Origin of the sequence: Micromonospora sp. C28ISP2-4, from assembly GCF_030519385.1 — a bacterium.
Classification (GTDB): Bacteria; Actinomycetota; Actinomycetes; order Mycobacteriales; family Micromonosporaceae; genus Micromonospora; species Micromonospora tulbaghiae.
Map to the genome: position 1 here is coordinate 495978 of NZ_JAUMKG010000004.1, position 25345 is coordinate 521322.

The following is a 25345-nucleotide window of genomic DNA, read 5'->3' on the forward strand; positions in this document are numbered from 1 at the left end:
CACGGTCAGCTCGCGGCGAGGCGTACCCCCTGGTCGTCGCCCTCGGACAGGAACGACGCCAGCGCGGCGCCCTCCTCGGCGGCGGCCGTGCGCTCGGCGCGGGTGAACGCGCGCAGCGGGCTGACCACCACGACGCCCGCGTCGACCGTCCAGGTGGCGGCGACCCGGCCGTCGACGAGCACGAACCGGGCCCCGGCCACGGAGAGGTTGCGGTGGGCGTCGTCGATGATCCGGCTGCGGTCGTGGTAGCCGAGCACGGCGTTGTCGAAGGCGGGCAGGAACCGCACCGGTGCGGGGGTGTCCGGGGCGGGCCGGGGCGCGTCCGGCAGGTCCAGCAGCGTCCGGCCGCGCGCGTCGCGGAAGGCCACCAGGTCGTCGCGGACCGCCGCCACCGCCGCGGGCAGCCCGGCGAGGCCGCACCAGGCGCGCAGGTCGGCCGACGCGGCCGGCCCGAACGCGGCCAGGTAGCGCCGCACCAGCGCGCGCCCGGCCGGGTCGTCGCCGTCCGCGCGGGGCGGGTCGGCGTCGCGGCCCAGCCACCGGGCCAGAGCGACGGTACGGACGCCGGCGGCGGTCCGCCACAGTCCGCGCGGCGGCGCCTGCACGGCCGGGACCAGCGCGAGCACGATCTCGCCGAGCGCCCGCCGGTCGGCCGCCGGCCAGCGCGCGGCGAGCGCCCCCACGATCTCGGCGGTCGTGCGGGGCTCGCCGTCGGCCATGACCACCCGGGCCGCCGCGGCGAGTTCGCCGAGGTCGACCCCGTCGAACTCGCCGCGGTAGACGCCCAGCACCCGCTGCCGCAGCATCGCGTCGTGCCGGGACCGCCAGGCCAGCACGTCGCCGGCCGCGAGCAGGTGCACTGTGCGGCGCATCAGGTGGGTACGCACCACGCGGCGGCGCACCAGCAGGTCCGACAGGACCGCCGGGTCGAAGGCCCGCAGCCGTGACCAGAGCCCGACGTACGGCTCCTGCGGCTCCTGGGCCTGCAACCCGCACAGGTGCGTGACGGCGTCGGCCACCGGCAGGTCGGAGCGGTCCAGCAGCAGTTGCCGGGCGAGCGTGGCCCGGTTGAGCGTCAGCTGGTCGAGCACTGTCATCGCGGTGGCCTCCAGCCCGCTCAGGTGGTGGTCTGCCCGTCGATGGTCTCGCGCAGGATGTCCGCGTGCCCGGCGTGCTGGGTGGCCTCGGCGATGACGTGGATCAGCACCCGCCGGACGCTGCGGACCGAACCGGGCTCGCTCCACGGCGCGTCCGGCACCGGCCAGGTCGCCGACAGGTCCTCGACGCCGGCGACGATCTCCTCGGTGCGCGCGGCGATGCGGGCGTACCGGTCCAGGATCGCCGGCAGCGTGTCCTCGGGCAGCATCTGGAAGTCCCGCTCCCGCTCGATCGCCCACTGCGGCAGCTCGCGGGCCTGCCCGGACATGAAGTCCTCCCAGGTGACGCCCTCGGGCATGGCGAAGGACATCGCCGACGGGCCCTCGACCACGAACCGCAGCCATGCCTCCTCGGTGGACGCGACGTGCTTGATCAGGCCACCCAGGCAGAGCGCGCTGACTGTCGGCTTCTGCCCGGCCTGCTCGTCGGTCAGGCCGCGGACCGTGTTGATCAGCATGTTCCGGGCGTCTGCCAGCTCGGCCAGCAGGTCGGCCCGCTCGGCGTCCAGAGTGGTGGGGGTCGTGGTGGTGCCGGTCATCGTCATCGGTTCCTTCCAGTCCTGATCGGTACGGGTCCACCCTCGCAGGCACAGCGGTCAGGAAGTGTCCTCTTCTCGCGGCAGAATGCGTGTCGTGCCGAAGACTTCCGCCCGACTGCTCTCGCTGCTGTCCCTGTTGCAGGCGCGACGGGACTGGCCGGGATCGCTGCTCGCCGAACGCCTGCGGGTCAGCCCGCGTACCGTGCGCCGCGACGTCGACCGGCTGCGCGAGCTGGGTTACCCGATCGAGAGCGCCAAGGGGCCTGACGGCGGCTACCGGCTGGGCGCCGGTTCCGCGCTGCCGCCGCTGCTCTTCGACGACGAGCAGGCGGTAGCGCTCACCGTGGCGTTGCAGACCGCCGCCAGCGGCGTGACGGGCATCGAGGAGGCGGCCGCGCGGGCGCTGACCACGGTGCGGCAGGTGATGCCGGCGCGGCTGCGGCACCGGGTGGACGCGCTGCGGGTCGTCGACGTGCAACGCGCCGGCACGCCCGCTCGGCACCGGGTGGAACCGGCGCTGCTGATGACGTTGAGCGCCGCCGTGCACGCGCGCGAGGAGCTGCGCTTCGACTACGAGCCGGTGTCCGCCGCGCCACCGGACGCGAACTCCCCGCCACGCCGGGCGCAGCCGCACCACCTGGTCACCTGGGGTGGGCGCTGGTACCTCGTCGCCTGGGATCTCGACCGCGAGGACTGGCGCACGTTCCGGGTCGACCGGATCAGCCCGCGTACGCCCACCGGTCCCCGGTTCACGCCCCGCGAGCTGCCCGGCGGCGACGTGGCCGCGTACGTCGCCGGCCGGTTCAAGGGCGCCACCGGGCCGGGTGACTGGCCCTGCCGCGGCGAGGTGATCCTGGACCTGCCCGCCCGCGTGGTGTCGGGGTGGACCCGCGACGGGATCGTCGAGGAACTGGGCCCGGACCGCTGCCGGCTGGTGCTGGGCGCCTGGTCGTGGCCCGGGCTGGCCGCCGTGCTCGGCCGCTACGACGCCGACATCGAGGTGATCGGGCCGCCGGAGCTGCGGGAGGCGTTCGCCCGCCTGGCCCGCCGCTACGCCGCCGCTGCCGGAGACCCGGACGCGCCGGGCCCCCGGTAGCGCCGCCGACCTTCGGTATCCCGCCGTCCGGTCGCCGCCGGCCGGGTGTCAGGCGGCGGAGCGGCGGTCGCCGGGGTCGGTCGTGTCGGCGAGGCCCGCGTACCGCCCCCTGTGGTAGAGCAACGGCGACCCGACGTCGGCGTGCCGCAGCAGTTCCGGCTCGGCGAGCACGACGGCGTGGTCGCCGACCACCACCCGGTCCACCACCCGGCACAGCAGCCAGGCCAGCGTGTCGTCGAGGACCGGCACCCCTTCCGGGCCGGGCCGCCAGCGGGTCGGCTCGGCGAACCTGTCGATCCCGCTGGTGGCGAACCTCCGGGCCACCTCGTGCTGGCCGTGCCCGAGCAGGTGCACCCCGACGTGCCGGGCCCGGGACACCACCGGCCAGCTCGACGAGCCCAGGCCCAGGCAGAACGAGACGATCGGCGGTCGCAGCGACACCGCGGTGAACGAGGTGGCGGTGAACCCGGCCGCGGGCGGACCGGCGGCGGTGACCACCGTGACGGTGCTGGCCTGGTGCCGCAGCAGCGTCCGCAGCGCGTCGGCGTCGGCGTCGACCGGGGTGTCGGCGGGCTCGGGCACGGCGTTCCTCCAAGGTGTACGGGGGCGGGGCGGTCAGACCGTGAAGCCGTGGAACAGCACCGACGCCAGTCCGAGGGCCAGCACCAGGTTGAACACGGTGGCGGCGGCGAACACGGTCACCGGCCGCCAGCCGGCCTCGCGCAGCGACGACACGCGGACCTCCAGGCCGATGCTGACGAAGGCCAGGATGAGGAACCACACGCGCAGGTCGGTCACGATCGCCATGGTGGCCTTGCCGTCCGCGCCGGCCCCGTCCAGGTACCAGGTGGCGATCACCGAGGCGGCGACGAAGCCGAGGACGAACTTCGGGAACCGGCGCCACAGCTCACCGAGCCCGGGGCGCGGGGCGTCCGGGCGGCGCTCCACCCGCAGCGCGAAGTACGCCGTGAGCGCCACCGCGACCACGCCCATCAGCGCGTTCTGGGTGACCTTGACGATGCTGGCGATCTGGAGCGCGTCCTCACCGGCGAGCGCGCCGGCCGCGGTGACGGCGGCGGTGGTGTCGATGTTGCCGCCGATCCAGGCGCCGGCGACCGCGTCGGAGAGGCCGAGCACGTCGGCCAGCCAGGGCAGCAGGAAGATCGACGGCAGCGCGAACGCGATGACCAGGCTGGCCGTGTACGCGAGCTGTTCCCGGCGTGCCCGGACCGCGCCGGCGGCGGCGATCGCGGCGCTGACTCCGCAGATCGACACCGCGGAGGCGAGCAGCGCCCGCAGCTTCTCGTCCAGGCCGAACCGCCCGGCCAGCCACCAGGTGAACAGGAACACGCCGCTGATCAGCAGCAGCGCCTGGGCGATGGCGGGACCGGCGGCGCTCCCGATGACGGCGAGGTTGATCGAGGCGCCGAGCAGCACCAGGCCGGTCTTGATGAAGAACTCGGTACGGAACGCGGCGGAGATCCGGTCCCGCAGGCCGGTCACCGTGACCACGACGTTGCCGAGCAGGCCGAGCAGGATCGCGTAGACCGGGTACTCGACGGCGCCGGCCACGTCCTCGACCGCGCTGCCCTCGGCCCAGACCGGCACGTTCTGTTCCAGGTACCGGGTGAGCGCGGCGAGACCGAGCACCACCAGCAGACCCAGACCGGTCCAGGCCCAGAACGCGCCGGAGCGCAGGTCGGCCCGGGGCGGGGCGATCGACGGCGTACCGTCCGGCCGGTCCACTGAGGTCGCGGCGGGCGAGGCGGGCGCGGCGGTGGACGGGGCGTCAACGGCGCCGGGCCGGGCAGGCGCGGTGGAGGCTGCGGACGGCCCGGCGCCGGCCGATCCGGCGGTGCTGTGGGCCGCGGGTTCCGGGGCGCCGGCCATCACGGCACCAGCCCGGCGGGGATCGCGCCGGCCAGCACCAGGAGCAGCAGCGCGAGGCCGAGGACGGTGGCGGCCCAGTCCTCGCTGAAGGCGAGCCGGGACGTGCCTGCGGTGGGCGGTTCGGGTGGCGTGGGCGCATTGCTCATGAGGGGCTCCTACGGGTACGCGCGGGCGACGGAGGGCAGCCGGGGGCCAGGGGTGACCGACCGGCCGGAGCCGATCGATGGGGAGAGTTTCCTACTTAACTAGTAGGATTACAAGGTCTTCCCGGGCTCCGACTCACCCGCGGCACGGGCAGCCACCACCACGGAGATGCCGTCGAGCACCCGCTGGAGACCGAACTCGAAGGCGTGGTCCGGTCCGTACGCCCCGCCGTGCGCCATCCCGGCCGCGGTGCCGACCCGCGCGGCGAGCGGGAAACTGCCGGCGGTCATGAACTTCTCCAGCCAGGGCCCGTGCGTCTGCCACCACTGGTCGTCGGTCATCCCGGTCTCACGTTCCAGCTCGGCCACGTCCAGTGCGCCCCGGGCCGCGTTCTTCGCGTGCCCCAGCAGGAGCGTGAGAACCGCGTCCATCTCCACGTCGTCGAGCCCGATGTCCACGACCGCGTGCAGTTCGTACTCGTACTTGGCGAGCACGTTCGGGCCGAGCACCGGCCGGGTCGTCTCGGCGCGCAGCAGCCACGGGTGGGCCCGGTAGAGCGCGAGGTTGTCCCGGGCGATGCGTTCCAGCCGGCCGCGCCACCCACCCGGCACGTCGGACGGGCGCGGCAGGTCACCGAGGACGGTGTCCACCATGACGTCGAGCAGTTCCGCCTTGCCCGGGACGTACGTGTAGACGGACATGGTGCCCACACCGAGCGCCTCGCTGACCCGGCGCATGGTGAGCGCGTCGATGCCCTCGGCGTCGGCGATCTCGATGGCGGTGCGCACGATCCGGTCGACGCTGAGACCGGGGCCGGCGCCGCGGCTGGCCGGTTCCCGGGTACGCCACAGAAGGGCCAGGCTGCGGGCGGGATCGGCCTTGCGCCGGCGCTCCTTCGACATGGTGCCGTCATCCTACCGGCCGCGCCGGTAGGCAGACGTCGGCGGGACGTGAAAAAGGCGGCCCGAGAATTGTTCGGGCAAAAAGAATGGCGGGTTCTCCCGCCCTTACCAACATATAGCGCACCCCCGGTCTTGCCGCAAGACCCGGGCAAGGGCGCACAATTGCCGGCCGTAACCCATTGCCGAGCCATTCGAAAGAGCCGCGAAGAGCGGAGGCTCGGCCGTGCCCGTGATCGGAGACGAGTTGAACCTGCCTGCCACGAGCGTTTTCGATCTTCCCCAGCGTCTGTCGGCGAAGGCCGACCCGCACCTGATCGCCGCCGACGAGCGGCACTTCGCCGCCGTCGCGGACAGCCTGCACCGCTCGATCGCCGAGCTGACCGACCGGCTCGACGCGACGCGCCGCGCCGCGGGCGGCCGGGGCCGGCAGGCGGTCGACCGGGACCAGGAGGTACGGCGGCTGAGCGCGCGCCTTCGTACGCTGCGCCGGTACGGCCTGGACCTGTGCCTGGGCCGGATGGTCGGCGCGGACGGCGGCGAGCCGGTGTACGTGGGCCGGCTGGGCCTGACCGACGGCGCGGGCGGCCGGCTGCTGCTGGACTGGCGCTCCCCCGCCGCCGAGCCGTTCTTCGGCGCCACCCACGCCGACCCGATGGGTCTGGCCAGCCGCCGCCGGTACCGGTGGAGCCGAGGGCGGATCACCGACTACTGGGACGAGGTGTTCACCGCCGACGGGCTGGCCGGGCACGCCGCGCTGGACGACCAGTCGGCGTTCATCGCCAGCCTGGGCGCGACCCGGTCGGCGCGGATGCGCGACGTGCTCGGCACCATCCAGGCCGACCAGGACGCGATCATCCGGGCCGGTTCGCGGGGCGCGCTGGTGGTCGACGGCGGTCCCGGCACCGGCAAGACGGTGGTGGCGTTGCACCGCACCGCGTACCTGCTGCACGCCGACCCGCGGCTGGGTGAGCGCCGGGGCGGGGTGCTCGTGGTCGGGCCGCACCAGCCGTACCTGAACTACGTCTCGGACGTGCTGCCCAGCCTGGGCGAGGAGGACGTGCAGATCTGCACGCTCGCCGACCTGGTGCCCGAGGGCGCGGCCGCGGCACCGGAGACCGACCCGGAGGTGGCCCGGCTGAAGGCGTCCGCGGACCCGGTGAAGGTGGTCGACGCCGCGGTCCGGTTCTACGAGGAGCCGCCCGCGGCCGGGATGACTGTCGGTGTCGGGGACGCCGAGCTGCGGCTGAGCACCGACGACTGGACGACGGCGTTCGAGGCGGCCGGACCGGGCGTCCCGCACAACGAGGCCCGCGACGACGTGTGGGAGGAACTCCTCACGGTCCTGGTGGAGAAGTACCGCGGCGACGAGCCGGAGGAGGAGGTCCGCCGGGCGCTGGGGCGCGACCGGGAACTGGTCACCGCGTTCGGCCGGGCGTGGCCGCTGCTCGACCCGCTCGACGTGGTGGCCGACCTGTGGTCGGTGCCGGCCTACCTGCGCCGGTGCGCACCCTGGCTGAGCGCCGAGGAGATCCGTACGCTGCGGCGGGCCGGCACCCGGGCGTGGACGGTGGCGGACCTGCCGTGGCTGGACGCGGCCCGGCGGCGGGTCGGCGATCCGGAGGCGTCGCTGCGGCGGCGCCGCGACGAGGCGGTGCTGGCCGCGCAGCGCGCCGAGATGGACACAGTGGTCGACGCGCTGATCGCGTCGCACGCCTACGACGACGGCGAGGGTCTGATGACCATGCTGTACGGCGAGGACATGCGGGCCAGCCTGGTCGACTCCAGCGCGCTGAGCGCAGCCGATCCGGACCTGCTGGCCGGGCCGTTCGCGCATGTGGTGGTGGACGAGGCGCAGGAGCTGACCGACGCGCAGTGGCAGATGCTGCTGGCGCGCTGCCCGTCGCGCAGCTTCACTGTGGTCGGTGACCGGGCGCAGGCGCGGCACGGGTTCACCGAGTCGTGGCCGCAGCGGCTGGCGCGGGCCGGGTTCGACCACGTCGAGGTGGCGACGCTGACCGTCAACTACCGCACTCCGGCGCAGGTGATGGCGGCGGCCGAGCCGGTGATCCGGGCGGTGCTCCCGGACGCCAACGTGCCCACGTCCATCCGCGACGGCGCCCCCGTGCGGTACGGCGTCCGCGCCGAACTGCGCGCGGTGGTGGACGGCTGGCTCGCCGCCCACGACGAGGGCGTCGCGTGCGTCATCGGCGATCCGGCGTTCCCGGCCTCGGAGCGGGTCCGCTCGCTGACCCCGGAGCTGGCGAAGGGGCTGGAGTTCGACCTGGTGGTGCTGGTCGACCCGGAGTCGTTCGGCGACGGCATCTCCGGCGCGGTGGACCGGTACGTCGCGATGACCCGGGCCACCGGCGAACTGGTCGTGCTCACCGGGCCGTGACCCGTGCCCGGGGGCGGCGCACGGCCGCCCCCGGGGTCCGGCTCAGCGGCTCAGCGCCCGGTAGCGGCGCAGCGACAGCGGCAGGAACACCGCGACCAGCACCAGCGGCCAGAGCACCGCCAGCAGCGGGTGATGCGCCGCCACCCACGAGTCGCCGCCCCAGCCGGGGTTGCCGAACAGCTCCCGGGTGGCGCCGACCGTCGCGGACAGCGGGTTCCACTCGGCTACCGCGCCCAGCCACGCGGGCATCGTGGACGGCGCCACGAACGCGCTGGACAGGAATCCGAGCGGGAACTCCAGCGTCTGCACGGCGGTGACCGCGCTCTGCCCCTTCACCGTCAGGCCGAGGAAGACGCCCACCCAGACCAGCGCGAACCGCAGCAGCAGGATCAGCCCGAGCGCGGCGAGCGTGTCTCCGAGGTCGCCGCGCGCCCGCCACCCGACGGCAAGGCCGACCAGCAGCATGACGGCGAGCGTCACCACCGCGAACATCAGGTCGGCGACCGCGCGGCCGAGCAGCGGGGCCAGCCGGGACACCGGCATGGACCGCAGCCGGTCGGTGACGCCGCGGTCCAGGTCCGCCGAGACCGCCATGGTGGTCATGCTGATGCCGAAGACCATGGTCATGGCGAACATGCCGGGCATCAGGAACTCGCGGTAGCTGCCGCCGCCGGGCACCTGCAGCGCGCCACCGAACAGGTACGCGAACATCAGCACCATCAGGATGTCGAAGCCCAGCGAGCCGATCAGCGGGCCGGGCTCACGCCGCCAGTGCGCCAGCGCGCGCCCGGTCAGCGTCAGGCCGTCACCGGCCAGGGACGGGCGCCGGGCAGGGGTCACTGTCGCGGTCACGCGGTCACCTCCAGGGTGTCGCCGGAACGGGCGGCGGACGGCCCGCCGGTGAGCTGGAGGAACACCTCGTCGAGTGTGGGTCGCCGCAGCGCCACGTCGGCCACCGTCACGCCGTCGGCGTCCAGCGCGCGCAGCACCTCGGTCAGCGCGCCGGCCCGGTCGCCGACCTGCGCGCTGACCGCCCGCCGGTCCGGATCGACAGCCGGCTCCGCCACGGCGACGGCGCGCAGCCGCCCGGCGGCAGTGGCCAGGTCGGCGGCGTCGCGGACGACGAGGTCGATCCGGTCGCCGCCGAGGCGGGACTTGAGCGCGTCGGGGGTGCCCTCGGCGATCACCCGCCCGGCGTCCAGCACGCAGACCCGGTCGGCGAGCTGGTCGGCCTCGTCCAGGTACTGCGTGGTCAGCAGCACCGTGGTGCCGGCGCGCACCAGGTCCCGTACGGCCTCCCACACCTCGTTGCGCCCGCGCGGGTCGAGCGCCGTGGTCGGCTCGTCCAGGAACAGCACGGACGGCGCGAGGATCATGCCGGCGGCCAGGTCGAGGCGGCGGCGCATGCCACCGGAGTACGTCCGTACCGGCCGACCGCCCGCGTCGGTGAGCCCGAACCGGTCGAGCAGTTCGTCGGCGCGCCGCCGCGCCCCGGCCCGGCCCAGGTGGAACAGGCGGCCGAAGACGACCAGGTTCTCCCGGCCGCTCAGTGCCTCGTCCACCGCCGGGTGCTGCCCGACCAGGCCGATGCTGTGGCGCACCCGGTCGGCCTGCCCCGCCACGTCGAAGCCGGCGACCTCGGCCCGCCCGGCGTCGAAGCGCAGCAGCGTGGCCAGGATGCGTACGGCTGTGGTCTTGCCCGCGCCGTTCGGGCCGAGCAGCCCGCAGACCGTGCCCGGTCGCACCGCCAGGTCGAATCCGTCCAGCGCGGCGGTGTCCCCGTACCGCTTGCGCAGGCCCTCCGCGAGGATCGCGTGTTCCACGACTGTGCCCCCTCCGTTGACGACGGCCACTAACGTACAACGTACGGTAGGTTGTCCGCCAGGAGAATCGGCACCACGAAGGCGGACGGTCCGGGCGCGGCGCGCGCCCGGACCGCTGTGCCTACCGCTTGAGCAGCGCGCGCAGCGCCCCGCTGATCTCGCCGGGCGTCTCCTCGGCCATGAAGTGCCCGGCCGTGGTGGTGCGGTGCTCCAGGTCCGGGGCCCAGGCCCGCCACACCGCCGCCGCGTCGTAGCCGAGCGCCGAGCCCCAGTCCTGCTGGATGACGGTGACCGGCATGGCCAGCCGCCGCCCGGCGTCCCGGTCCGCCCGGTCGTGCGCCACGTCGATCCCGGCCGAAGCCCGGTAGTCGGCGACGATCGAGTCGACCGCCTCCCGGGAGGCCCGCAGGTACTCGGCGCGCACCTCGGCCGGCATGGCCGCCGGGTCACCGGCCCAGGCGTCGAGGAAGTGCCCGAAGAACGCGTCGGCGCTGCCCGCGATCATCTTCTCCGGCAGGCCGGGCGGCTGGGCCATCAGGTAGAGGTGGAACGCCACCGACGCGGACACGCCGTGCAGCACGTCCCACATGTCGAGGGTGGGCAGCACGTCCAGCGACGCCAGGTGGGTGACCGCGTCCGGGTGGTCCAGGCCGGCCCGGACCGCCACGAGGGCGCCGCGGTCGTGCCCGGCGAGCGCGAACCGCTCGTGCCCGAGCGCGCGGGCCAGCGCCACCACGTCGGCGGCCATGGTCCGCTTGCTGTACGTGTCCTCGGTGGCGGCGGCCGGCTTGTCGCTGGCGCCGTAGCCGCGCAGGTCGGGGCAGATCACCGTGTGCTCGCCGGCCAGGTCGGCGGCGACGTGCCGCCACATCAGGTGCGTCTGCGGGAAGCCGTGCAGCAGCACGACCGGGCTGCCGGAGCCACCCACTGCCACGTTCAGCGTCACGCCCTCGGCGACCGGAACGCGCTGGTAGTCGAATCCCGCGATGGTGGTGCTCATCTCGAACCCCTCTTTCGTCTCGTCGTACCGGTCCAGCGTGGCGGCACCGGATGAGCAACCGATGAGCGCGATACGGTGACCACCGGGTCGAGGAGGGGTCGGTGCCAGTCGGTTTCGGTGTGCTCGGTCCGGTCACGGCCTGGGACGACGCGGGTGAACCGGTCGACCTGAAGGGCCCCCGGCACCGCGCGGTGCTGGCGCGGCTGGTCGCCGCCCGGGGCCGGACCGTGCCGGTCGGGCAGATCGTCGACGACCTGTGGGACGACCCGCCGGCCGGCGGGGTGGGCGCGGTCCGCACGTTCGTCGCGGCGCTGCGCCGCCGCCTGGAACCGCACCGTCCGCCACGCGAGCCGGCCCGGCTGCTGGTCACCGACGGACCGGGGTACGCGCTGCGCGCCGACCCGGACACCGTCGACGCCTGGCGGTTCGAGGACACCGTCACCGCAACCGCCGATGTGCTGCCCCGCGCCGCGCTGGACCGGCTCGACGAGGCGCTGGGCTGGTGGCGCGGGCCCGCGTACGCCGACTTCGACCAGCCGTGGGCGCACGCCGAACGGTCCCGGCTCGACCAGATCCGGCTCACCGCAGTGGAGCGGCGGGCCGAGGCGCTGCTGGCGCTGGACCGGGCCGCCGACGCCGTACCGGATCTCGATGCGCACGTCGCGGCGTACCCGTGGCGGGAGGACGGGTGGGCGCTGCTGGCGTCGGCGCTCTACCGGGCCGGGCGGCAGGCCGACGCGCTCGCCGTGCTGCGCCGGGCCCGGGAACTGCTGCGCGACCAGCTCGGCCTGGACCCGGGACCTCGGCTGCGGCGGCTGGAGACCGACCTGCTGCGCCAGGCCGAACCCGAGCCGACCGGTCCGGCGCGGGTCTGGGCGGAGACCGCAGCGGCGTACGAACGCAGCGTGGTGCCCGGGGCGCGGGCCCGGCTGGAGTCGACAGTCGGGATGCTGCGCAGCCTCGCCGTGACCGGGCCGGGCGGACTGGAGGCCGCCCGTGACCAGCGCGAGGCCGCCATCACCGCGGCCGAGCATCTGGGCGACCCGGAGTTCACCGCGCGGGTGATCGGCGGGTACGACGTACCCGCGATCTGGACCCGCTCGGACGACCCGGCGCAGGCGGCCCGGGTCGTCGCGGCGGCGGAGCGGGCGCTCGCAGGGCTGGGCCCGGAGGCGCCGGAGGCGACGCGCGCCCGGCTGCTGGCCACCGTCGCCATCGAGTCCCGCGGTACGGCGTCGCCCGGCCCCGCCGAGGCGGCTCGGGAGGCCGAGGCGATCGCCCGGCGGGTGGCCGACCCGGCGCTGCTGGCCCAGGCCCTCAACGGCGTGTACATGCAGACGTTCCAGCGGGCCGGGCTCGCCGCGCGACGCGACGCGATCGGCGCGGAACTGGTCGCGCTCGCGGCCCGGCACGGCCTGGCCACCGCCGAGATCCTCGGGCACCTGATCCGGGTGCAGGCGCGCAGCGCACTGGCCGACTTCACCGCCGCCGACGGGCACGCCGAGGCGGCGGACCGGCTCGCCGCCCGGCACGAGAGCCCGCTCGTCGGCGTGTTCACCGGCGGCTACCGGGCCATGCGGACCGCCGCCAGCGGTGCCGCGTACCCGGAGGCGGAGGCGGCGTACCTGTCTTGGGCGACCGCGCTGGCCGGCTGTGGGATGCCGGGCGTGGAACGCGGGCTGCTGCCGCTGGCGCTGCTCTGCCTGCGGGTGTGGCACGACCGGCCCGCCGTCTTCCCCGTCGGCACCGACTGGGGCCCGTACGCGCCCTGGGCCCGCCCGCTGCTCCTGCTCGCCGACGGCCGCCGCGAGGAGGCCGCCAAGGCGTTGCGCCGCACCCCGGCGCCGCCGCGTGACCTGCTCATGGAAGCCCTGTGGTGCCTGACCGGCCACGCCGCCGTGGCGCTCGGCGACCGGGACGCGATGCTGCGGGCCCGGTCCGCGCTCGCCCCGGCGGCGCACGAGCTGGCCGGGGCCGGTAGCGGCCTGCTCACCGTCGGGCCGGTCGCCGCGCACCTGGACCGCCTCGACACCGCGCTCGGCGTGACCGGCGGGCGGGACGGTTCATGAGGGCGGCTCGGATGACGCGCGCCCTCGGCTAGGGTGCGGCGATGGACGAGCTGAGGCACCTGTTCCGGCGCGCCGCCGACCACGCGGCCGACTACCGGCTGTCGCTGCCGGACCGGCCGGTCGGCGTACCCGTGGACCAGGCCGCGCTGGACAAGGCGTTCGCCGGCCCGCTGCCGGACGCGCCCACCCCGCCCGAGCAGGTGCTCGCGGAGCTGGTGGCCGCTGCCGAACCGGGACTCGTGGCCACCGCCGGGCCGCGCTACTTCGGCTTCGTCATCGGCGGCGCCTCCCCCGCCGCCACCGCCGCCGACATGCTGGCCGCCGGGTGGGACCAGAACGCGTTCAACGCCGTCACCTCCCCCGCCGCGGTCGCCGCCGAGACGGCCGCCGGCACCTGGCTCAAGGAGCTGCTCCGCATCCCGGCCACCGCATCCGTCGGGTTCGTCACCGGCGGGCAGGCCGCCAACACCGCGGGGCTCGCCGCCGCCCGCCACCAGGTGCTCGCCGACGCCGGCTGGGACGTGGAACGACGCGGCCTGCCCGGCGCACCGGCGGTGCGCGTGTTCGCCGGCGCCGAACGGCACGCCACCATCGACAGGTCGCTGCGCCTGCTCGGCCTCGGCACCGACGCGCTGCGCCCGGTGCCGACCGGCCCGCAGGGCGCCATCGACCCGCACGCGCTGGAAGCGGCGCTGCGCGACGCCGGTCCCGGACCGACGATCGTCTGCCTGCAGGCGGGCAACGTGAACACCGGCGCGTGCGACGACCTGCGCCGCGCCTGCGACCTGGTCCACCGGTACGGCGGCTGGGCGCACGTGGACGGCGCGTTCGGGCTGTGGGCGGCCGCCAGTCCGGCCACCCGGCACCTGGTGGACGGGCTGGAGGCGGCCGACTCGTGGGCCTGCGACGGGCACAAGTGGCTGAACCTGCCGTACGACACCGCGTTCGCGTTCTGCGCCCGGCCCGACGTGCACGCGGCGGCCATGTCGTACACGGCCGCGTACCTCGTGGGTTCCGGCGGGGTGCCCGCGGGCGCGGACCTGACCGCGGAGTCCTCCCGCCGCGCCCGTGGTTTCGCGGTCTGGGCGGGCCTGCGGGAGCTGGGCCGCGACGGCGTCGGCGCGCTGGTCGAGCGGTGCTGCGCGCTGGCCCGGCGGTTCGCCGAAGGGCTGGCCGCGGCCGGGTTCGAGGTGGTGAACGACGTGGTGCTCAACCAGGTGCTGGTCGGGTTCGGCGACGACGCGCGCACCGACCGGGTGGTGGCGGCGGTGCAGGCCGACGGGACGTGCTGGGCCGGTGGGACGACGTGGCGGGGACGGCGGCTGATGCGGATCTCGGTGTCGAACGCGACCACCACGGAAGCCGACGTGGACCGGTCCGTGGCGGCGATCGCCCGGCTGGTCCGCTGAGCGGCGTCAGCCGGGCAGACGCAGCAGTTGCCGCCCGGGGAACGGACCGCCGTGCTCCCGCTCCCAGGTGGCGAGGTGGCGCTTCTTCTCCTCGGGCGAGGGGGCGAGGAAGTCGAAGTACGCGAGGATCACCGTGCGGGCCTCGTCGACCGTGTACGACGCCCCCGACGGCACCGGTCCGAGGCTGTCCACGCGGACGCCGGTCGGCGTGCAGCGCACCACGGCCGAGTTGCCCTCGTACTCCTCGTAGTCCGAGCGCCCGGACATCACGTCGTCGATGCACTGCAGCAGTTCGAGGCAGTCCGGGGCGTACGTCTGGATGTCGCTGACGAGCTGGGAGGCGAAGGGGCGGAAACGCGCGTCACCGCCGGTCATGGTGGGCGCGCCGAACTGATTGCGCCCGAACTGGATGTCACCCACAGCTAGCGTCCCCCCACCGGCCAAGCCGAGTACCACGTCGTGCCACCGGGATTGTAGAAGCCCTCGACGAGCAGCCCGTTCGCCCTCCCCTGCCATTTGTTCGGGTCGTCCGGGTGCGGGCCGCCGGACCGGAACGCGCCCTCGATCGTCTCGTCGACCCGCTGCGGCGTCCAGTTGTCCGGGAAGAAGGTGCTCGAACCGCGCTTCTGGCGCCAGACACCGCCGTCGTCCTGCACGTCGACGCGGGCGCGGTACGTGCCGTCGGCGTGCCGTTCGAGGATCATCTCGCGGCCGTCCGCGTCGACCCGGACCCGGGCACCCGGCGGGTTCTCCCCCATGAACCGGTGGTGGAAGCCGGTGCCCCGGGGCGGAGTGGCGTTGGTGTTCACGTGACCGCGGAAGATGTGCGCGTAGCGGCGGTGCCGCATCCGGGCCCGGAGCCACTTCTCCACCGGCGTGAAGAGACCGGCCTTTCCCCGCCTACCCACCGAGCACCGCTTCGGTGGCCATGTTCAGCAACTGGTCGATGAGGACACCGGTGATGAGCTTGAAGATCGGGATCTCCAGCAGTGAGGCACCGAAGGTGACCACCGCCGTGGCGACCGCCTGCGCGATCTGGATGGCCAGGAGCGTCAGCTGCACGATCACGTTGATCTTCAACGCCAGGACGATCCCGGCGCACACCATCAGCCCGGTCCCGATCAGCGCCGCCGCGGAGGCCCCGTCGTCCAGGTTGGTCTTCGCCGAGTCGGCCGCCTGCCAACTCGTCTGGAAACGTTCGATGGCGTCGTCGCGGTTCTGGGTCCACATCTGCTGCGCCGACCGGTCGGCGTCGGCCACCGGAGTCCGGAGCCGGTCCGGGAAGGCGAGCCACGCCTGGCCCATCTCCAGCAGCTTCGTCTCGTCGGCCTCCGGCCAGGTGTAGCCGAGCATGCCGAGCAGGGACACCAGTTCTCCGGGCAGAGTCATTCCCATGTCAGCCGAGCACCTCACGGAAACGGCCGAGACTCTCGGTGATCATGCGTTCGGTCTCCTGATAGTTGAGGCCCATCACCCGGCTCAGCTTCCCGATGTCCTCGATCTCGACGAGGTTCGCGTCGTAGCTCTCCAGCGCCAGGTCGCGGATCGTCTCGTACACCATGCCGATGAGCGAGCCCAGGTCGTCGTTGCCCCACGGCGTGCCGAAGGCCGCCAGCTCGGCGTCGAACGCGGACAGTGCGGCACGCATACGCTGCGCCGAGGCGACGATGTCGTCACCCGCACCGATGATCGACTCGGGATCGATCTCGATCTCGCGAGCCATCAGCGCTCCCCTCCGTCGGTCATCGTCCCGGCTCCCGGATGGACTGCATCACGCCGGTCAGCGCGCCGGTGAGCGCGGACATCTGGCGGATGCTGGCCTCCTGCAACTCGCGCAGCCGCCCGTCGAGCGCGGCCGAGCCGATCCCCTGCGGCGCCGCGGCCCGGGGAATCTGCTCCAGCGCGCGGTTGACCGCGACCACCACCGACTCGCCGAGCTCCGCCGAGCTGAGCCGGCGGGGTGGGCGGGCGACCTCCAGCCGGGTAAGCCGAGCGTCGCGGTCGACCTCGGCGCGTACGGTCCCGGCGTCGTCGGATCCGCTCCACCGCTCGTCCTCACCGCCGCCGGACAGCGTCCCGCCGGTTGCCGTGCCCAGCACGTCCATGACCTGGTGAAGGAGATCCGCCGGCCCGTTCGCCGGGATCTCCCCGCCGAGCCCGGTCGCCGGACCGGCCGTGGCGACGGCATCGGCGATCGCGCCCTGGAGACGGCGCATCGCCGACTCGCTCTCGGCGAGGACCGCCCCGAGGCTCCCGGTCAGCGCGGACAGGTCGGCCACCGGTTCGCCGCTCGCCAGGCTGCTGCGGGACGCGGTCAACGCGTCGTTCACCGCGTGCTCGACCAGGCGGCCCAGCTCGTCCTCGGACAGCCGCATCAACGGCGCCGCCAGCTCGACGGAACGCAGCCGCCCGTCCTCCGCCGTCACCTCGACCTGGCCGTCGGCGGCGCGGCCCTGCGCCTCGGCGGTGACGTCGCCGGCGGGATGCCCGCCGGCGCGCAGGGCCGCCAGTTCCTCACGGTAGCCGGAGACGCGCATGGCGTAGTCGTCGGCCGCGGCGTCCTGTGTCATCCCGTTGCCTCCCCGTCACGGTCAACCAGACCCTAGCAACGCCCGGCACGCCCGGATGTCCCTCCACAAGGGGAGATCGGTCACCACCGCGCCGTCACGGGGCCCACACGCAGCGCGACTGGTTGCTACCGTGTCGGTCACCGCAGTCCTCTGGGGAGGGACGTCATGTGGGCGGACGAGGCCGCGTTGGACGCGGCGGCACGACGGCTCGACGAATGGGAGTCGTCGCTGGCCGACCGGGCGGCACGCGCTCGCGACCTGTCCGCCCGCACACAGGCGCTCACCGGCACCGCCCGCACCGCCGACGGGTTGATCGAGGTCACCGTCGACGCGTCCGGCCTGCTCACCGGGCTGTGGCTGGACGAACGCGTCCGGCAGCACTCCACCGCACACACCGCCCGGCAGCTCCTGACGGTTACCCGGGACGCGCGGACCGACCTGCTGCGGCGGCTCACCGAGGCGACCACCGACGCCCTCGGCGTGGACGACCCGGCCGCGCGAGCGATCGTGGAGTCCCACCAGCGACGGCTCGGCCCCGACCCGGGCACGCCGGATGCCCGGCGGTGACGGCCTCCAGGTCGACCCGGACGACCTGACCGCGCACGCCGCCCACCTCGGGCGCTGCGCCGACAGCATCGACACCGCCCGGCAGGCCGGGCAGCACGTCCGGCTCAGCGCCGACGCGTACGGGCAGCTCTGCGCGATCATGCCGGTCCTGCTCGACGGCCTCCAACGGACCCTGACCGACGGCATCGGCACCGCCGCCGCCTCGGTGCGGGACACCGCCGGGAAGCTGCGGTCCAGCGCCGAGCGCTACCGCGCCTCCGACGCGCGCGCCGCGGACCTGCTCGACCGGGTACGGCAGCGGCGGTGACCACGAACCCGCTGGTCGCCGCCGCGGCGGACACCGGACCGAGCCCCTGGGCCGGCGTGTGGATCTGCGAGGACATCGAACTCATCGCACAGGGCGTACGCACCGGCAGCTGGATCGACGGCAGCCTCGGCGTCGTCAGCGCCGGCCTCGACGCGCTCGCCCTCGTGTCCGACCCGGCCGGGGTCCTCCTCCAGTACGGCATCGCCTGGCTCATCGAACACGTCAAGCCGCTCAGCGAGGCTCTCGACTGGCTCGCCGGCGACCCCGCCGAGATCACCGCGCACGCGCAGACCTGGCGCAACGTCGCCGCGTCGCTGCGCGACGACGCCGCCGAGCTGGCCCACGCCGTACGCACCGAGGTCACCGGCTGGACCGGCGCCGCCGCCACCGGCTACCGCCGCTGGGCCAGCGAGCAGCAGCAGGCCGTCACCGGGCTGGCGCAAGGCGCCGAGGCGATGGCAGCGATCACCGAGGGCGCCGCCGGACTGGTCGCGGCCGTGCGGCTGCTGGTCCGCGACGCCATCGCCGCCTGCGTGTCCCGCCTGATCGTGTACGCGGCCGAACTGGTCGCCACGGCCGGGCTGGCGACGCCGCTGGTGGTGGAGCAGGTGACGACGACCGTGGCGGCGTGGGCGGCGCGGATCGCCCGGTTGTTGCGGGGGTTGCTGGCGAGTCTGCGGCGGCTGATGCCGGAAGTGCGGCGGCTCGGCGACCTGATCGAGAGGCTGAAGGAGGCGCTGCGCCGCTTGCGAGCGGCCGAGCCCGAAGCGGGAAACCTGAATCGGGTACGAGGCAGAGGACGCGGACCCCGCATGCCGATGACCATGGAATCGGTGCAGCAGATCGCCGCGAAGTACGGCATCGAGACCTCCGACATCCGGTTCGCGATCGACAAGGGACGGTCGGGCATTCACGGAGTGACCAGGGCTGACCAGTCGGTCATGCTCTGCCGGAACGCCTTCCACAGCGAGGAGGACCTCGCCCGTACGCTCGCGCATGAGCGGTTCCACGTGGAGGAACTCCGCGCAGGGCGTCCGTATCCCCGAAACCGTGACGAAGCGATCGCATTCGAGGATCGTGCCTATGCACACGAGGACCAGTGGTGGGGAAACCACCCGGTCAGACCGGAGGAGTAGCTGGTGGCTTCATTCGACGAGTGGCTGGACGCGTACGAGGTCGTCTACCGCATGCTGCCGGCCGAGTCCGACCACCAGTGCCCGAACTGCGGTCACCGGACCCTGCGCATGGTGTTCACCGCGCCGCCCGGCGCCGGGTACGGCTACGTCTCGTTCTGGTGCGACACCTGCCTGGAGGGCATCCACGTCTCGCGGGCTCCGGTTCCCGCCGGAGTGACAGCCCTGTCCACCGCCGCACCGATCGAGGAGCGCACCAGAGGTATCCCCAACTACCGCCTGGTGACGTAGCTGAAACCCCGTCCGGCGATCGGCTATGAGCCGGCGATCCCGCACTGCAACCGGACGATGACCTGCTCGGTCACCACGTCCACCCCGCCGAGAGCGTCGCGCACGTCGGCGGCGAGCGCCGCGCGTTGTTGCAGGGTAGGCAACCGTTCGGCGGACATGGCGGAGAAGACGCCGCCGACCATGTCGTCGACGGTGAGCGGCGCGTCGTACCGCACCGACGTCTCCTCGTACCGGTAACCGGCACCCACGAGTGCCTCCCGGTTGCGCCGACGCCCCTCTTCGTCCGTCTGGCATCTCGCAGTGACGGGGTGGCCGAGCATCCGTTCCAGGCATCCGCGTAGCGCGCGTGACCATTCGGTGTCGTGCATCCACAGGGGTTCGCCGTTGGTGACGACGGCGATGCCTCCGCCGGGGCGCAACAACGGCCGGGCCGCCGCGAACAGGGTGTCGCGGTCCATGAAGTGAATGGCGACGGCGACCGTCAGCGCACCGACCGTCCGTCCGCCGAGAAGCCGGGCCAACGCGGGCACGTCGCCGTCGCCGCCGAGCACCCACGTGGCGTTGGCGGTCCCCTGGTTCACTGCGGTTCGCCGGGCGATCGCCAGCATGTCCGGCTCCGGATCCATGCCGACGACCGCGCCCACCCGGTCGGCGAGCGGCAGGCTCAACTGACCGGTGCCGCAGCCGAGGTCGACCACCGTGTCGTCGGCGCCGAGCTCGAAGGCTGCCGCCAGGGCGTCGACCACCTCGGTCGGATAGCCGCGCCGATGCCGCGCGTAGTAGGTCGCCACCTCACCGCCGAAGCCCGTCGCCATACCGGCAGCCTGCCCGCCGCGACCGCTTGGCGGCCAGCAGTTCTGCTCAGGGCACGCCTCAGACGCCCCGGCCGCCGCGCCTGTCCCCCGTGCGAGCTACCCGCAAGTGTCCACCGCGCGGTGACGATTCCCGGCCTGCGGATCCATAGCGTTTCAGGTGACCCGCGGCGCTCCGGCCGCGGAGATCTCGAAGGAATCGTCATGCGTGTGGTGAAGCAGTTCCTGGCCGTCGTCGCGGTCAGTCTCGTCGGCAGCCAGGCGGTCGTCGCGGCACAGGACAACGCCTTTCTCAGCCTGATCATCGGCGTCGCGACCGCCGCGGCCGCGATCATGGTGTACGGGTGGGTGGTGCGCCGTACCGAACGCCGCGAGGTCACCGAGCTGGCCCGGGACGGCGCGACGGCCCGGCTCAACCGCGGGGTGCTGATCGGCTTCGCCATGTTCGCGGCGGTCATCGTCAACATCGCCCTCATGGGTGGCTACCACGTACACGGCATCGGGTCGGTGTCCGGCGCGGTGGGCATGTTCGGGTTCATGGCCGCCGCGGCGGTGACCGAGGAGCTGATGTTCCGTGGCCTGCTGTTCCGCCTGGTCGAGGAACGACTCGGTACGTGGCTCTCGCTGCTGCTGACCGGCGTACTGTTCGGCCTGATGCACCTGCTGAACGCGGACGCGAGCCTGTGGGGCGCGACCGCCATCGCGATCGAGGCGGGGTTCATGCTGGCCGCCTGCTACGCCGCTACCCGCAACCTGTGGGTGCCGATCGGCCTGCACTTCGGCTGGAACTTCGCCGCCGGTGGCATCTTCAGCGTCGTCGTCTCCGGCAACGGCGAGTCGACGGGACTGCTGGACGCCAGCACGTCGGGTTCGACGCTGCTCAGCGGCGGCGACTTCGGACCGGAGGGCAGCCTCTACACGGTGGCCGCCGGGGCGGCGCTGACAGTGGTCTTCCTCTGGCTGGCCCACCGCCGCGGTCACATCGTGCAACGGCGCCGCCGCGTCGTCGAGGCCCCGGCGGAGAGCGTTACGGTCTCCTGATGATCACCCGACGGATGTTCCTGGACTCGTGGCGGCGCTGGCCCGTCACGGTCCGGGATCTCCCGCTCGCGCTGGTGATCGCGCTCGCGTCGGTGATACCGGCGCTGCGCGGACTCGGTACGCAGCTCGGCGACCTGCCCGCCCGGCCGTACGACGCGCTCACAGTGGCGACGATCGCCCTGGAGTGCCTTCCGCTGGCGCTGCGCCGCAGCCGGCCGGCGCTGTGCCTCGCCCTGGTGTCGCTCGGTTTCGCGATCGACCAGGTGCGCGTCTACCACACGGTCGCGGGCAGCGCGCTCGCCATCGCGCTGCTGAGCGCGGGCGCCCACCTGGACCGTGGCCGCCGTACCGCCGTTCTGGTCGGCTCCCTCGCGTACGTCGGACTGGCAGTCACCCTCGACCGGCAGGGATCGACCGAGGGTGCGGTCGGTTTTGTCACGTTCTACCTGCTGCTGGCGCTCGCCTGGGGCACCGGGTCATGGTTGCGGCAGAACCGCGCCGCCGAGGCCGAACGCCGCCGGCACGTCGCCGAGGCCGCCCGCGCCGCCGAACGCTCGCGCATCGCCGGGGAGCTGCACGACGTCGTGACCCACCACGTGACGGCCATGGTGGTGCAGGCCGAGGCGGCCCGCTACCTGACCGCCGCCCCCGAGCGCCTCGACACCACCCTGACCGCCATCACCGACACCGGCCGCCGGGCCATCGGCGACCTGCGGGTGCTGCTCGACGTGCTCAACCCCGACCACGGTACGGAGCCACGCACGCCGTCGGTCGGCGAGCTGCACACCCTGGTGGAGCAGACCCGGCAGGCCGGGCAGCCGGTGGAGTTCACACAGGACGGCAGCCCGGCGGAGGTGACCGGCGGCGCCGAGGTGGCCGCCTACCGGGTGGTGCAGGAGGCGCTGACGAACGCGCTCAAGTACGCCCACGGCCGCCCCACCGCCGTCCACGTACACCATGGCGACAGGGAGATCACTGTGGAGATCAGCACGGAGGGCCCCGGCACAGGCGCCGCGGGTCCGGGCGGAAGCGGACGCGGCCTCGCCGGGCTGCGCGAGCGCGTCACGGTGCTCGGCGGCGAGTTCGACGCCGGGCGCCGGGCCGGCGACGGCTTCGTCGTCCGGGCGCGCATCCCCACCGGGAGCGCGTCGTGACCGCGCCGATCCGGGTGCTCGTCTGCGACGACCAGGCCCTGATCCGTACCGGATTCGCCACCATCATCGGCGCGCAGCCGGACATGGAGGCGGTGGGTGAGTGCGGCGACGGCCGGACCGCTGTCGACCTCGCCGGCCGGCTGCGGCCCGACGTGGTGGTGATGGACGTACGCATGCCGGTGCTCGACGGCATCGAGGCGACCCGCCTGCTGGCCGGCGCGGGCGTCGCCCACCCGGTCAAGGTGCTGGTGGTGACGACGTTCAACCTCGACGAGTACGTCTACGAGGCGCTGCGCGCCGGCGCGAGCGGGTTCCTGCTCAAGGACGCCCCACCGGCGCAGCTGCTGCACGGCATCCGCACCGTCGCCTCCGGCGCCGCGCTGCTCGCGCCGGAGGTGACGCGGCAGCTCGTCGGCCGGTACGCCGCGCGCATCCGCCCGGCCGAGGGCACGCCTGCGGACGTGGGGCTGACGCCGCGCGAGCTGGAGGTGCTGCGGCTGATCGCCGACGGGCTGTCGAACAGCGAGATCGCGGCGCGGTTGGTGATCAGTCAGGAGACGGTCAAGACGTACGTGTCGCGGATCCTCACGAAGCTGGACCTGCGGGACCGGGTACAGGCGGTGGTGTACGCGTACCGCACCGGCCTGGTCACCTGAGCGCGTGTCAGACTGCCGGTCGTGGACGACTTGACGGCCCGCGTACGGGCGTTCGCGGAGGAACGTGACTGGCAGCAGTTCCACACGCCGAAGAACCTGGCCATGGCACTCGCCGGCGAGGTCGGGGAACTGGTCGCCGAGTTCCAGTGGCTGACCCCGGAGCAGGCCGGTGCGGTGATGTCGGATCCCGAGGCGGGCGCTCGTGTGCAGGCGGAGATCGGCGACGTCATGATCTACCTGACGAGGCTGGCGGACGTTCTCGGCATCGACCTGAAGGAGGCGGCCCTCGCCAAGTTGGCCGAGGTCGCCGTCCGCTATCCCGCCGAAGACGTCAAGGGCTCCGCGGCCAAGCGGTAGCAGGGCGTGCCATGCGGATGATCTCTCCGCTACAGTCCACCCGTACAAGCGCGTAACGACGGGCTTCCGGTCGTCGCCGGACACGCCCCCCATGCGCACGATCATTTCGTGCTGCCCGGGGGCAAGTCGTGTCAGCCTTTCGCACCTCCGCCGATGGCCTGCTCCGCTTCGCGGCCGGTGGCACCCTCGCCGCCCGGATCGCGGAGCACATCGGACACGACGTGAGCCCGTCCGAACGGCGGTCCTGGGAGCGGAGCCTGCCGGTGCTCGCCCAGGATCTCGCCGACGCGGGCCTCGGTCAGGTCGAGATGCTGGTGGAGTACCAGCTTCCGCTGACCAGCAAACGGATCGACGTCGTCCTCGCCGGAACGCATCCGAGGACCGCCGAGGACTCCTACGTCGTGGTGGAGTTGAAGCAGTGGTCCCGGGCCGAGTCGTACGACGGATCCGAGAGCCTGGTCCTGGTCGAGCACGCCTCCACCCCTCGACTGCATCCCGGGGTGCAGGTCGAGGACTACTGCCAGTACCTGGCGGACTTCCTCGGCGTGCTCGCCCATTCGCGTAACCCGATCGTCGGGGCCGCCTACCTGCACAACGCCGTCGACCGCGACGTCGACGACCTCTTCGGCCGGCGACCGACGGAACAGAGCCGGATCTTCACCAAGCAGCGCCGCGGCCGGTTCCTCGACTATCTCCGCAGCCACCTGGCCCCGGCCTCCGGCGCGGCCGCCGCGGACCGCTTCCTCACCAGTTCGGTACGCCCCAGCAAGCACCTGCTGTCCTACGCCGCCGCGGAGCTGAAGGACCGGTCCCACTTCACGCTGCTCGACGAACAGCGTCTGGCGTACGAGCTGGTCTTGCATGCCGTGGAGCGCGCACGCGGCGCCGACCGCAAGTCGGTTGTGGTGGTTGCCGGCGGGCCGGGCAGCGGCAAGAGCGTCATCGCACTCTCGGTGCTCGGTGAGCTCGCCCGGCAGCAGCGCTCGGTCATGCACGCGACGGGTTCGCGGTCGTTCACGCAGACGCTGCGGCGTTACGCGGGCAAGGGCTCGACCCGGTTGAAGAACCTGTTCGGCTACTTCAACAGCTTCATGACCGCTGAGCGCAACGGCCTCGACGTGCTGATCTGCGACGAGGCGCACCGGATCCGGGAGACGTCGGTCAACCGGTTCACGCCGAAGGCGAAGCGGGACCGTGCCCGGCCGCAGATCGACGAACTCATCGCCGCGGCCCGGGTGCCGGTCTTCCTGCTCGACGAGCACCAGGTGGTCAAGCCGGGTGAGCTGGGAAACGTCGAGGTCATCTCGGCGCACGCGAGGCAGCTCGACCTGGACGTCGAGGTGGTGTCGCTCCATGACCAGTTCCGGTGCGGCGGCAGTGCGGCGTACGAGGAGTGGGTCGTCGACCTGCTCGGCCTCGACGGCGGCAAACCGTCGGTATGGGCTGGAGACGGACGCTTCGACCTGCGGCTGGCGGATTCGCCGGAGGAGATGGAGGCGTTCCTGGCCGCGAAGCAGGCGGCCGGGGAGACGGCGCGGTTGTCGGCCGGTTACTGCTGGCCGTGGAGCGACCCGCTACCGGACGATTCGCTGGTCGCCGACGTGCGGATCGGCGGCTGGGCGCGGCCCTGGAACGTCAAGAGCGACCGCAGCGTCGGTGAGGCGCCGGGCAGCGCGTTCTGGGCCACCGACCCGCACGGTTTCGGCCAGGTGGGCTGCGTTTACACGGCACAGGGCTTCGAGTACGAATGGTCAGGCGTCATCCTCGGGCCCGACCTGGTGGCGCGGAACGGGCGGCTCGTCACGCAGCGCGCGGAGTCGAAGGATCCCGCGTTCCGCAGCCGGAAGACGCTCAGTGACGCGGAGGCGGACCGTCTGATCCGCAACACCTACAAGGTGCTGATGACGCGAGGCATGCGCGGCACGATCCTGTACTCGACTGATGCCGAGACCCGGGCATGGCTCGACTCGCTGATTCGCGTGGAACGCGGTCTCGAGACCGTCTACGAGCCGAGCGGCGGTTCATAGCTCCCG

The 25345-nt window shown here is 73.5% G+C and carries 28 protein-coding genes; 13 read left to right on the forward strand and 15 right to left on the reverse strand.

Annotated elements, in window-relative coordinates; all coding sequences use genetic code 11:
- Positions 1-5: 5 nt before the first annotated feature.
- Complete coding sequence (locus Q3W68_RS18540; RefSeq protein WP_302906620.1) at positions 6-1097, reverse strand: winged helix DNA-binding domain-containing protein; 1092 nt, start codon at positions 1095-1097, stop codon at positions 6-8.
- A gap of 20 nt (positions 1098-1117) precedes the next feature.
- Complete coding sequence (locus Q3W68_RS18545) at positions 1118-1696, reverse strand: DinB family protein (protein ID WP_302906621.1); 579 nt, start codon at positions 1694-1696, stop codon at positions 1118-1120.
- Between the two features lie 85 nt (positions 1697-1781).
- Between Q3W68_RS18545 and Q3W68_RS18550 the strand changes: the two genes are divergently transcribed.
- Positions 1782-2792, forward strand: coding sequence for a YafY family protein (locus tag Q3W68_RS18550; protein ID WP_302906622.1), 1011 nt, complete (start codon positions 1782-1784; stop codon positions 2790-2792).
- Between the two features lie 48 nt (positions 2793-2840).
- On the opposite strand, the gene Q3W68_RS18555 is transcribed toward Q3W68_RS18550, so the two are convergent.
- The 4 genes from Q3W68_RS18555 to Q3W68_RS18570 all read right to left on the reverse strand — a co-directional run bounded on the left by Q3W68_RS18555 (position 2841) and on the right by Q3W68_RS18570 (position 5728).
- Complete coding sequence (locus tag Q3W68_RS18555; RefSeq protein ID WP_302906623.1) at positions 2841-3374, reverse strand: flavin reductase family protein; 534 nt, start codon at positions 3372-3374, stop codon at positions 2841-2843.
- A gap of 33 nt (positions 3375-3407) precedes the next feature.
- The gene (locus tag Q3W68_RS18560) at positions 3408-4682 is read right to left on the reverse strand and encodes a YeiH family protein (RefSeq protein WP_302906624.1); all 1275 of its coding nucleotides are present in this window, start codon (positions 4680-4682) and stop codon (positions 3408-3410) included.
- Entirely contained in the window at positions 4682-4828 is a 147-nt protein-coding gene (locus Q3W68_RS18565; RefSeq protein WP_162959099.1) for a hypothetical protein, read from the reverse strand. The genes Q3W68_RS18560 and Q3W68_RS18565 overlap by 1 nt, the downstream gene beginning before the upstream one ends.
- A 108-nt stretch (positions 4829-4936) precedes the next feature.
- A complete protein-coding gene (locus tag Q3W68_RS18570) occupies positions 4937-5728 on the reverse strand; it encodes a TetR/AcrR family transcriptional regulator (RefSeq protein ID WP_302906625.1) in 792 nt (263 codons plus the stop codon).
- A 223-nt stretch (positions 5729-5951) separates the two neighbouring features.
- Between Q3W68_RS18570 and helR the strand changes: the two genes are divergently transcribed.
- Positions 5952-8123: an RNA polymerase recycling motor ATPase HelR gene (gene helR / locus Q3W68_RS18575; RefSeq protein ID WP_302906626.1), complete on the forward strand. Its 2172-nt coding sequence runs from the start codon at positions 5952-5954 to the stop codon at positions 8121-8123.
- Positions 8124-8165: 42 nt separating this feature from the next.
- Here helR and Q3W68_RS18580 read toward each other — a convergent pair whose 3' ends face one another.
- From Q3W68_RS18580 to Q3W68_RS18590, 3 genes are all read right to left on the reverse strand, one after another.
- Positions 8166-8975 (reverse strand): ABC transporter permease, encoded by an 810-nt coding sequence (locus Q3W68_RS18580; protein ID WP_302906627.1) that lies wholly within the window; start codon positions 8973-8975, stop codon positions 8166-8168.
- A complete protein-coding gene (locus Q3W68_RS18585; protein ID WP_302906628.1) occupies positions 8972-9946 on the reverse strand; it encodes an ATP-binding cassette domain-containing protein in 975 nt (324 codons plus the stop codon). The genes Q3W68_RS18580 and Q3W68_RS18585 overlap by 4 nt, the downstream gene beginning before the upstream one ends.
- 121 nt (positions 9947-10067) lie before the next feature.
- A complete protein-coding gene (locus Q3W68_RS18590) occupies positions 10068-10946 on the reverse strand; it encodes an alpha/beta fold hydrolase (RefSeq protein ID WP_302906629.1) in 879 nt (292 codons plus the stop codon).
- A 101-nt stretch (positions 10947-11047) separates the two neighbouring features.
- Between Q3W68_RS18590 and Q3W68_RS18595 the strand changes: the two genes are divergently transcribed.
- Together Q3W68_RS18595 and Q3W68_RS18600 are read left to right on the forward strand one after the other, a co-directional pair.
- The gene (locus tag Q3W68_RS18595; RefSeq protein WP_302906630.1) at positions 11048-13015 is read left to right on the forward strand and encodes a BTAD domain-containing putative transcriptional regulator; all 1968 of its coding nucleotides are present in this window, start codon (positions 11048-11050) and stop codon (positions 13013-13015) included.
- Positions 13016-13056: 41 nt separating this feature from the next.
- Positions 13057-14424 (forward strand): pyridoxal-dependent decarboxylase, encoded by a 1368-nt coding sequence (locus Q3W68_RS18600; protein WP_302906631.1) that lies wholly within the window; start codon positions 13057-13059, stop codon positions 14422-14424.
- A 6-nt stretch (positions 14425-14430) separates the two neighbouring features.
- Here the strand turns inward: Q3W68_RS18600 and Q3W68_RS18605 are convergent, their stop codons facing one another.
- Genes Q3W68_RS18605 through Q3W68_RS18625 form a run of 5 tightly spaced genes read right to left on the reverse strand, consistent with a single transcriptional unit; the run spans position 14431 to position 16994 of the window.
- Positions 14431-14844 carry a hypothetical protein gene (locus Q3W68_RS18605; RefSeq protein WP_302906632.1) on the reverse strand — a complete coding sequence of 138 codons (414 nt, stop codon included), beginning with the start codon at positions 14842-14844 and terminating at the stop codon, positions 14431-14433.
- Between the two features lie 2 nt (positions 14845-14846).
- Positions 14847-15296 (reverse strand): EndoU domain-containing protein, encoded by a 450-nt coding sequence (locus Q3W68_RS18610; protein ID WP_139135500.1) that lies wholly within the window; start codon positions 15294-15296, stop codon positions 14847-14849.
- 28 nt (positions 15297-15324) lie between these two features.
- Complete coding sequence (locus tag Q3W68_RS18615; RefSeq protein ID WP_194802461.1) at positions 15325-15819, reverse strand: hypothetical protein; 495 nt, start codon at positions 15817-15819, stop codon at positions 15325-15327.
- A 1-nt stretch (position 15820) separates the two neighbouring features.
- Complete coding sequence (locus tag Q3W68_RS18620) at positions 15821-16147, reverse strand: hypothetical protein (protein ID WP_091427010.1); 327 nt, start codon at positions 16145-16147, stop codon at positions 15821-15823.
- A gap of 19 nt (positions 16148-16166) precedes the next feature.
- Positions 16167-16994 (reverse strand): hypothetical protein, encoded by an 828-nt coding sequence (locus Q3W68_RS18625; RefSeq protein WP_302906633.1) that lies wholly within the window; start codon positions 16992-16994, stop codon positions 16167-16169.
- Between the two features lie 165 nt (positions 16995-17159).
- Between Q3W68_RS18625 and Q3W68_RS18630 the strand changes: the two genes are divergently transcribed.
- The 4 genes from Q3W68_RS18630 to Q3W68_RS18645 are packed head-to-tail and all read left to right on the forward strand — an operon-like array spanning position 17160 to position 19292.
- The gene (locus tag Q3W68_RS18630) at positions 17160-17561 is read left to right on the forward strand and encodes a YbaB/EbfC family DNA-binding protein (RefSeq protein WP_302906634.1); all 402 of its coding nucleotides are present in this window, start codon (positions 17160-17162) and stop codon (positions 17559-17561) included.
- The gene (locus Q3W68_RS18635; RefSeq protein ID WP_302906635.1) at positions 17548-17868 is read left to right on the forward strand and encodes a type VII secretion target; all 321 of its coding nucleotides are present in this window, start codon (positions 17548-17550) and stop codon (positions 17866-17868) included. The genes Q3W68_RS18630 and Q3W68_RS18635 overlap by 14 nt, the downstream gene beginning before the upstream one ends.
- A 56-nt stretch (positions 17869-17924) precedes the next feature.
- The gene (locus Q3W68_RS18640; RefSeq protein ID WP_302906636.1) at positions 17925-19004 is read left to right on the forward strand and encodes a WXG100 family type VII secretion target; all 1080 of its coding nucleotides are present in this window, start codon (positions 17925-17927) and stop codon (positions 19002-19004) included.
- A 3-nt stretch (positions 19005-19007) separates the two neighbouring features.
- On the forward strand, positions 19008-19292 hold the full coding sequence (locus Q3W68_RS18645) for a hypothetical protein (protein WP_302906637.1): 285 nt from the start codon (positions 19008-19010) through the stop codon (positions 19290-19292).
- A 23-nt stretch (positions 19293-19315) separates the two neighbouring features.
- Here Q3W68_RS18645 and Q3W68_RS18650 read toward each other — a convergent pair whose 3' ends face one another.
- Positions 19316-20107, reverse strand: coding sequence for a class I SAM-dependent methyltransferase (locus Q3W68_RS18650; protein WP_302906638.1), 792 nt, complete (start codon positions 20105-20107; stop codon positions 19316-19318).
- Between the two features lie 201 nt (positions 20108-20308).
- Between Q3W68_RS18650 and Q3W68_RS18655 the strand changes: the two genes are divergently transcribed.
- The 5 genes from Q3W68_RS18655 to Q3W68_RS18675 all read left to right on the forward strand — a co-directional run bounded on the left by Q3W68_RS18655 (position 20309) and on the right by Q3W68_RS18675 (position 25339).
- Positions 20309-21145, forward strand: coding sequence for a CPBP family intramembrane glutamic endopeptidase (locus tag Q3W68_RS18655; RefSeq protein ID WP_302906639.1), 837 nt, complete (start codon positions 20309-20311; stop codon positions 21143-21145).
- Entirely contained in the window at positions 21145-22299 is a 1155-nt protein-coding gene (locus Q3W68_RS18660; protein WP_302906640.1) for a sensor histidine kinase, read from the forward strand. The genes Q3W68_RS18655 and Q3W68_RS18660 overlap by 1 nt, the downstream gene beginning before the upstream one ends.
- Positions 22296-22955 carry a response regulator transcription factor gene (locus Q3W68_RS18665; RefSeq protein ID WP_302906641.1) on the forward strand — a complete coding sequence of 220 codons (660 nt, stop codon included), beginning with the start codon at positions 22296-22298 and terminating at the stop codon, positions 22953-22955. Before Q3W68_RS18660 ends, Q3W68_RS18665 begins: the two co-directional genes overlap by 4 nt.
- A gap of 21 nt (positions 22956-22976) precedes the next feature.
- Complete coding sequence (locus Q3W68_RS18670) at positions 22977-23312, forward strand: nucleotide pyrophosphohydrolase (protein WP_302906642.1); 336 nt, start codon at positions 22977-22979, stop codon at positions 23310-23312.
- 128 nt (positions 23313-23440) lie between these two features.
- Entirely contained in the window at positions 23441-25339 is a 1899-nt protein-coding gene (locus Q3W68_RS18675; protein WP_302906643.1) for a DUF2075 domain-containing protein, read from the forward strand.
- Positions 25340-25345: the final 6 nt, after the last annotated feature.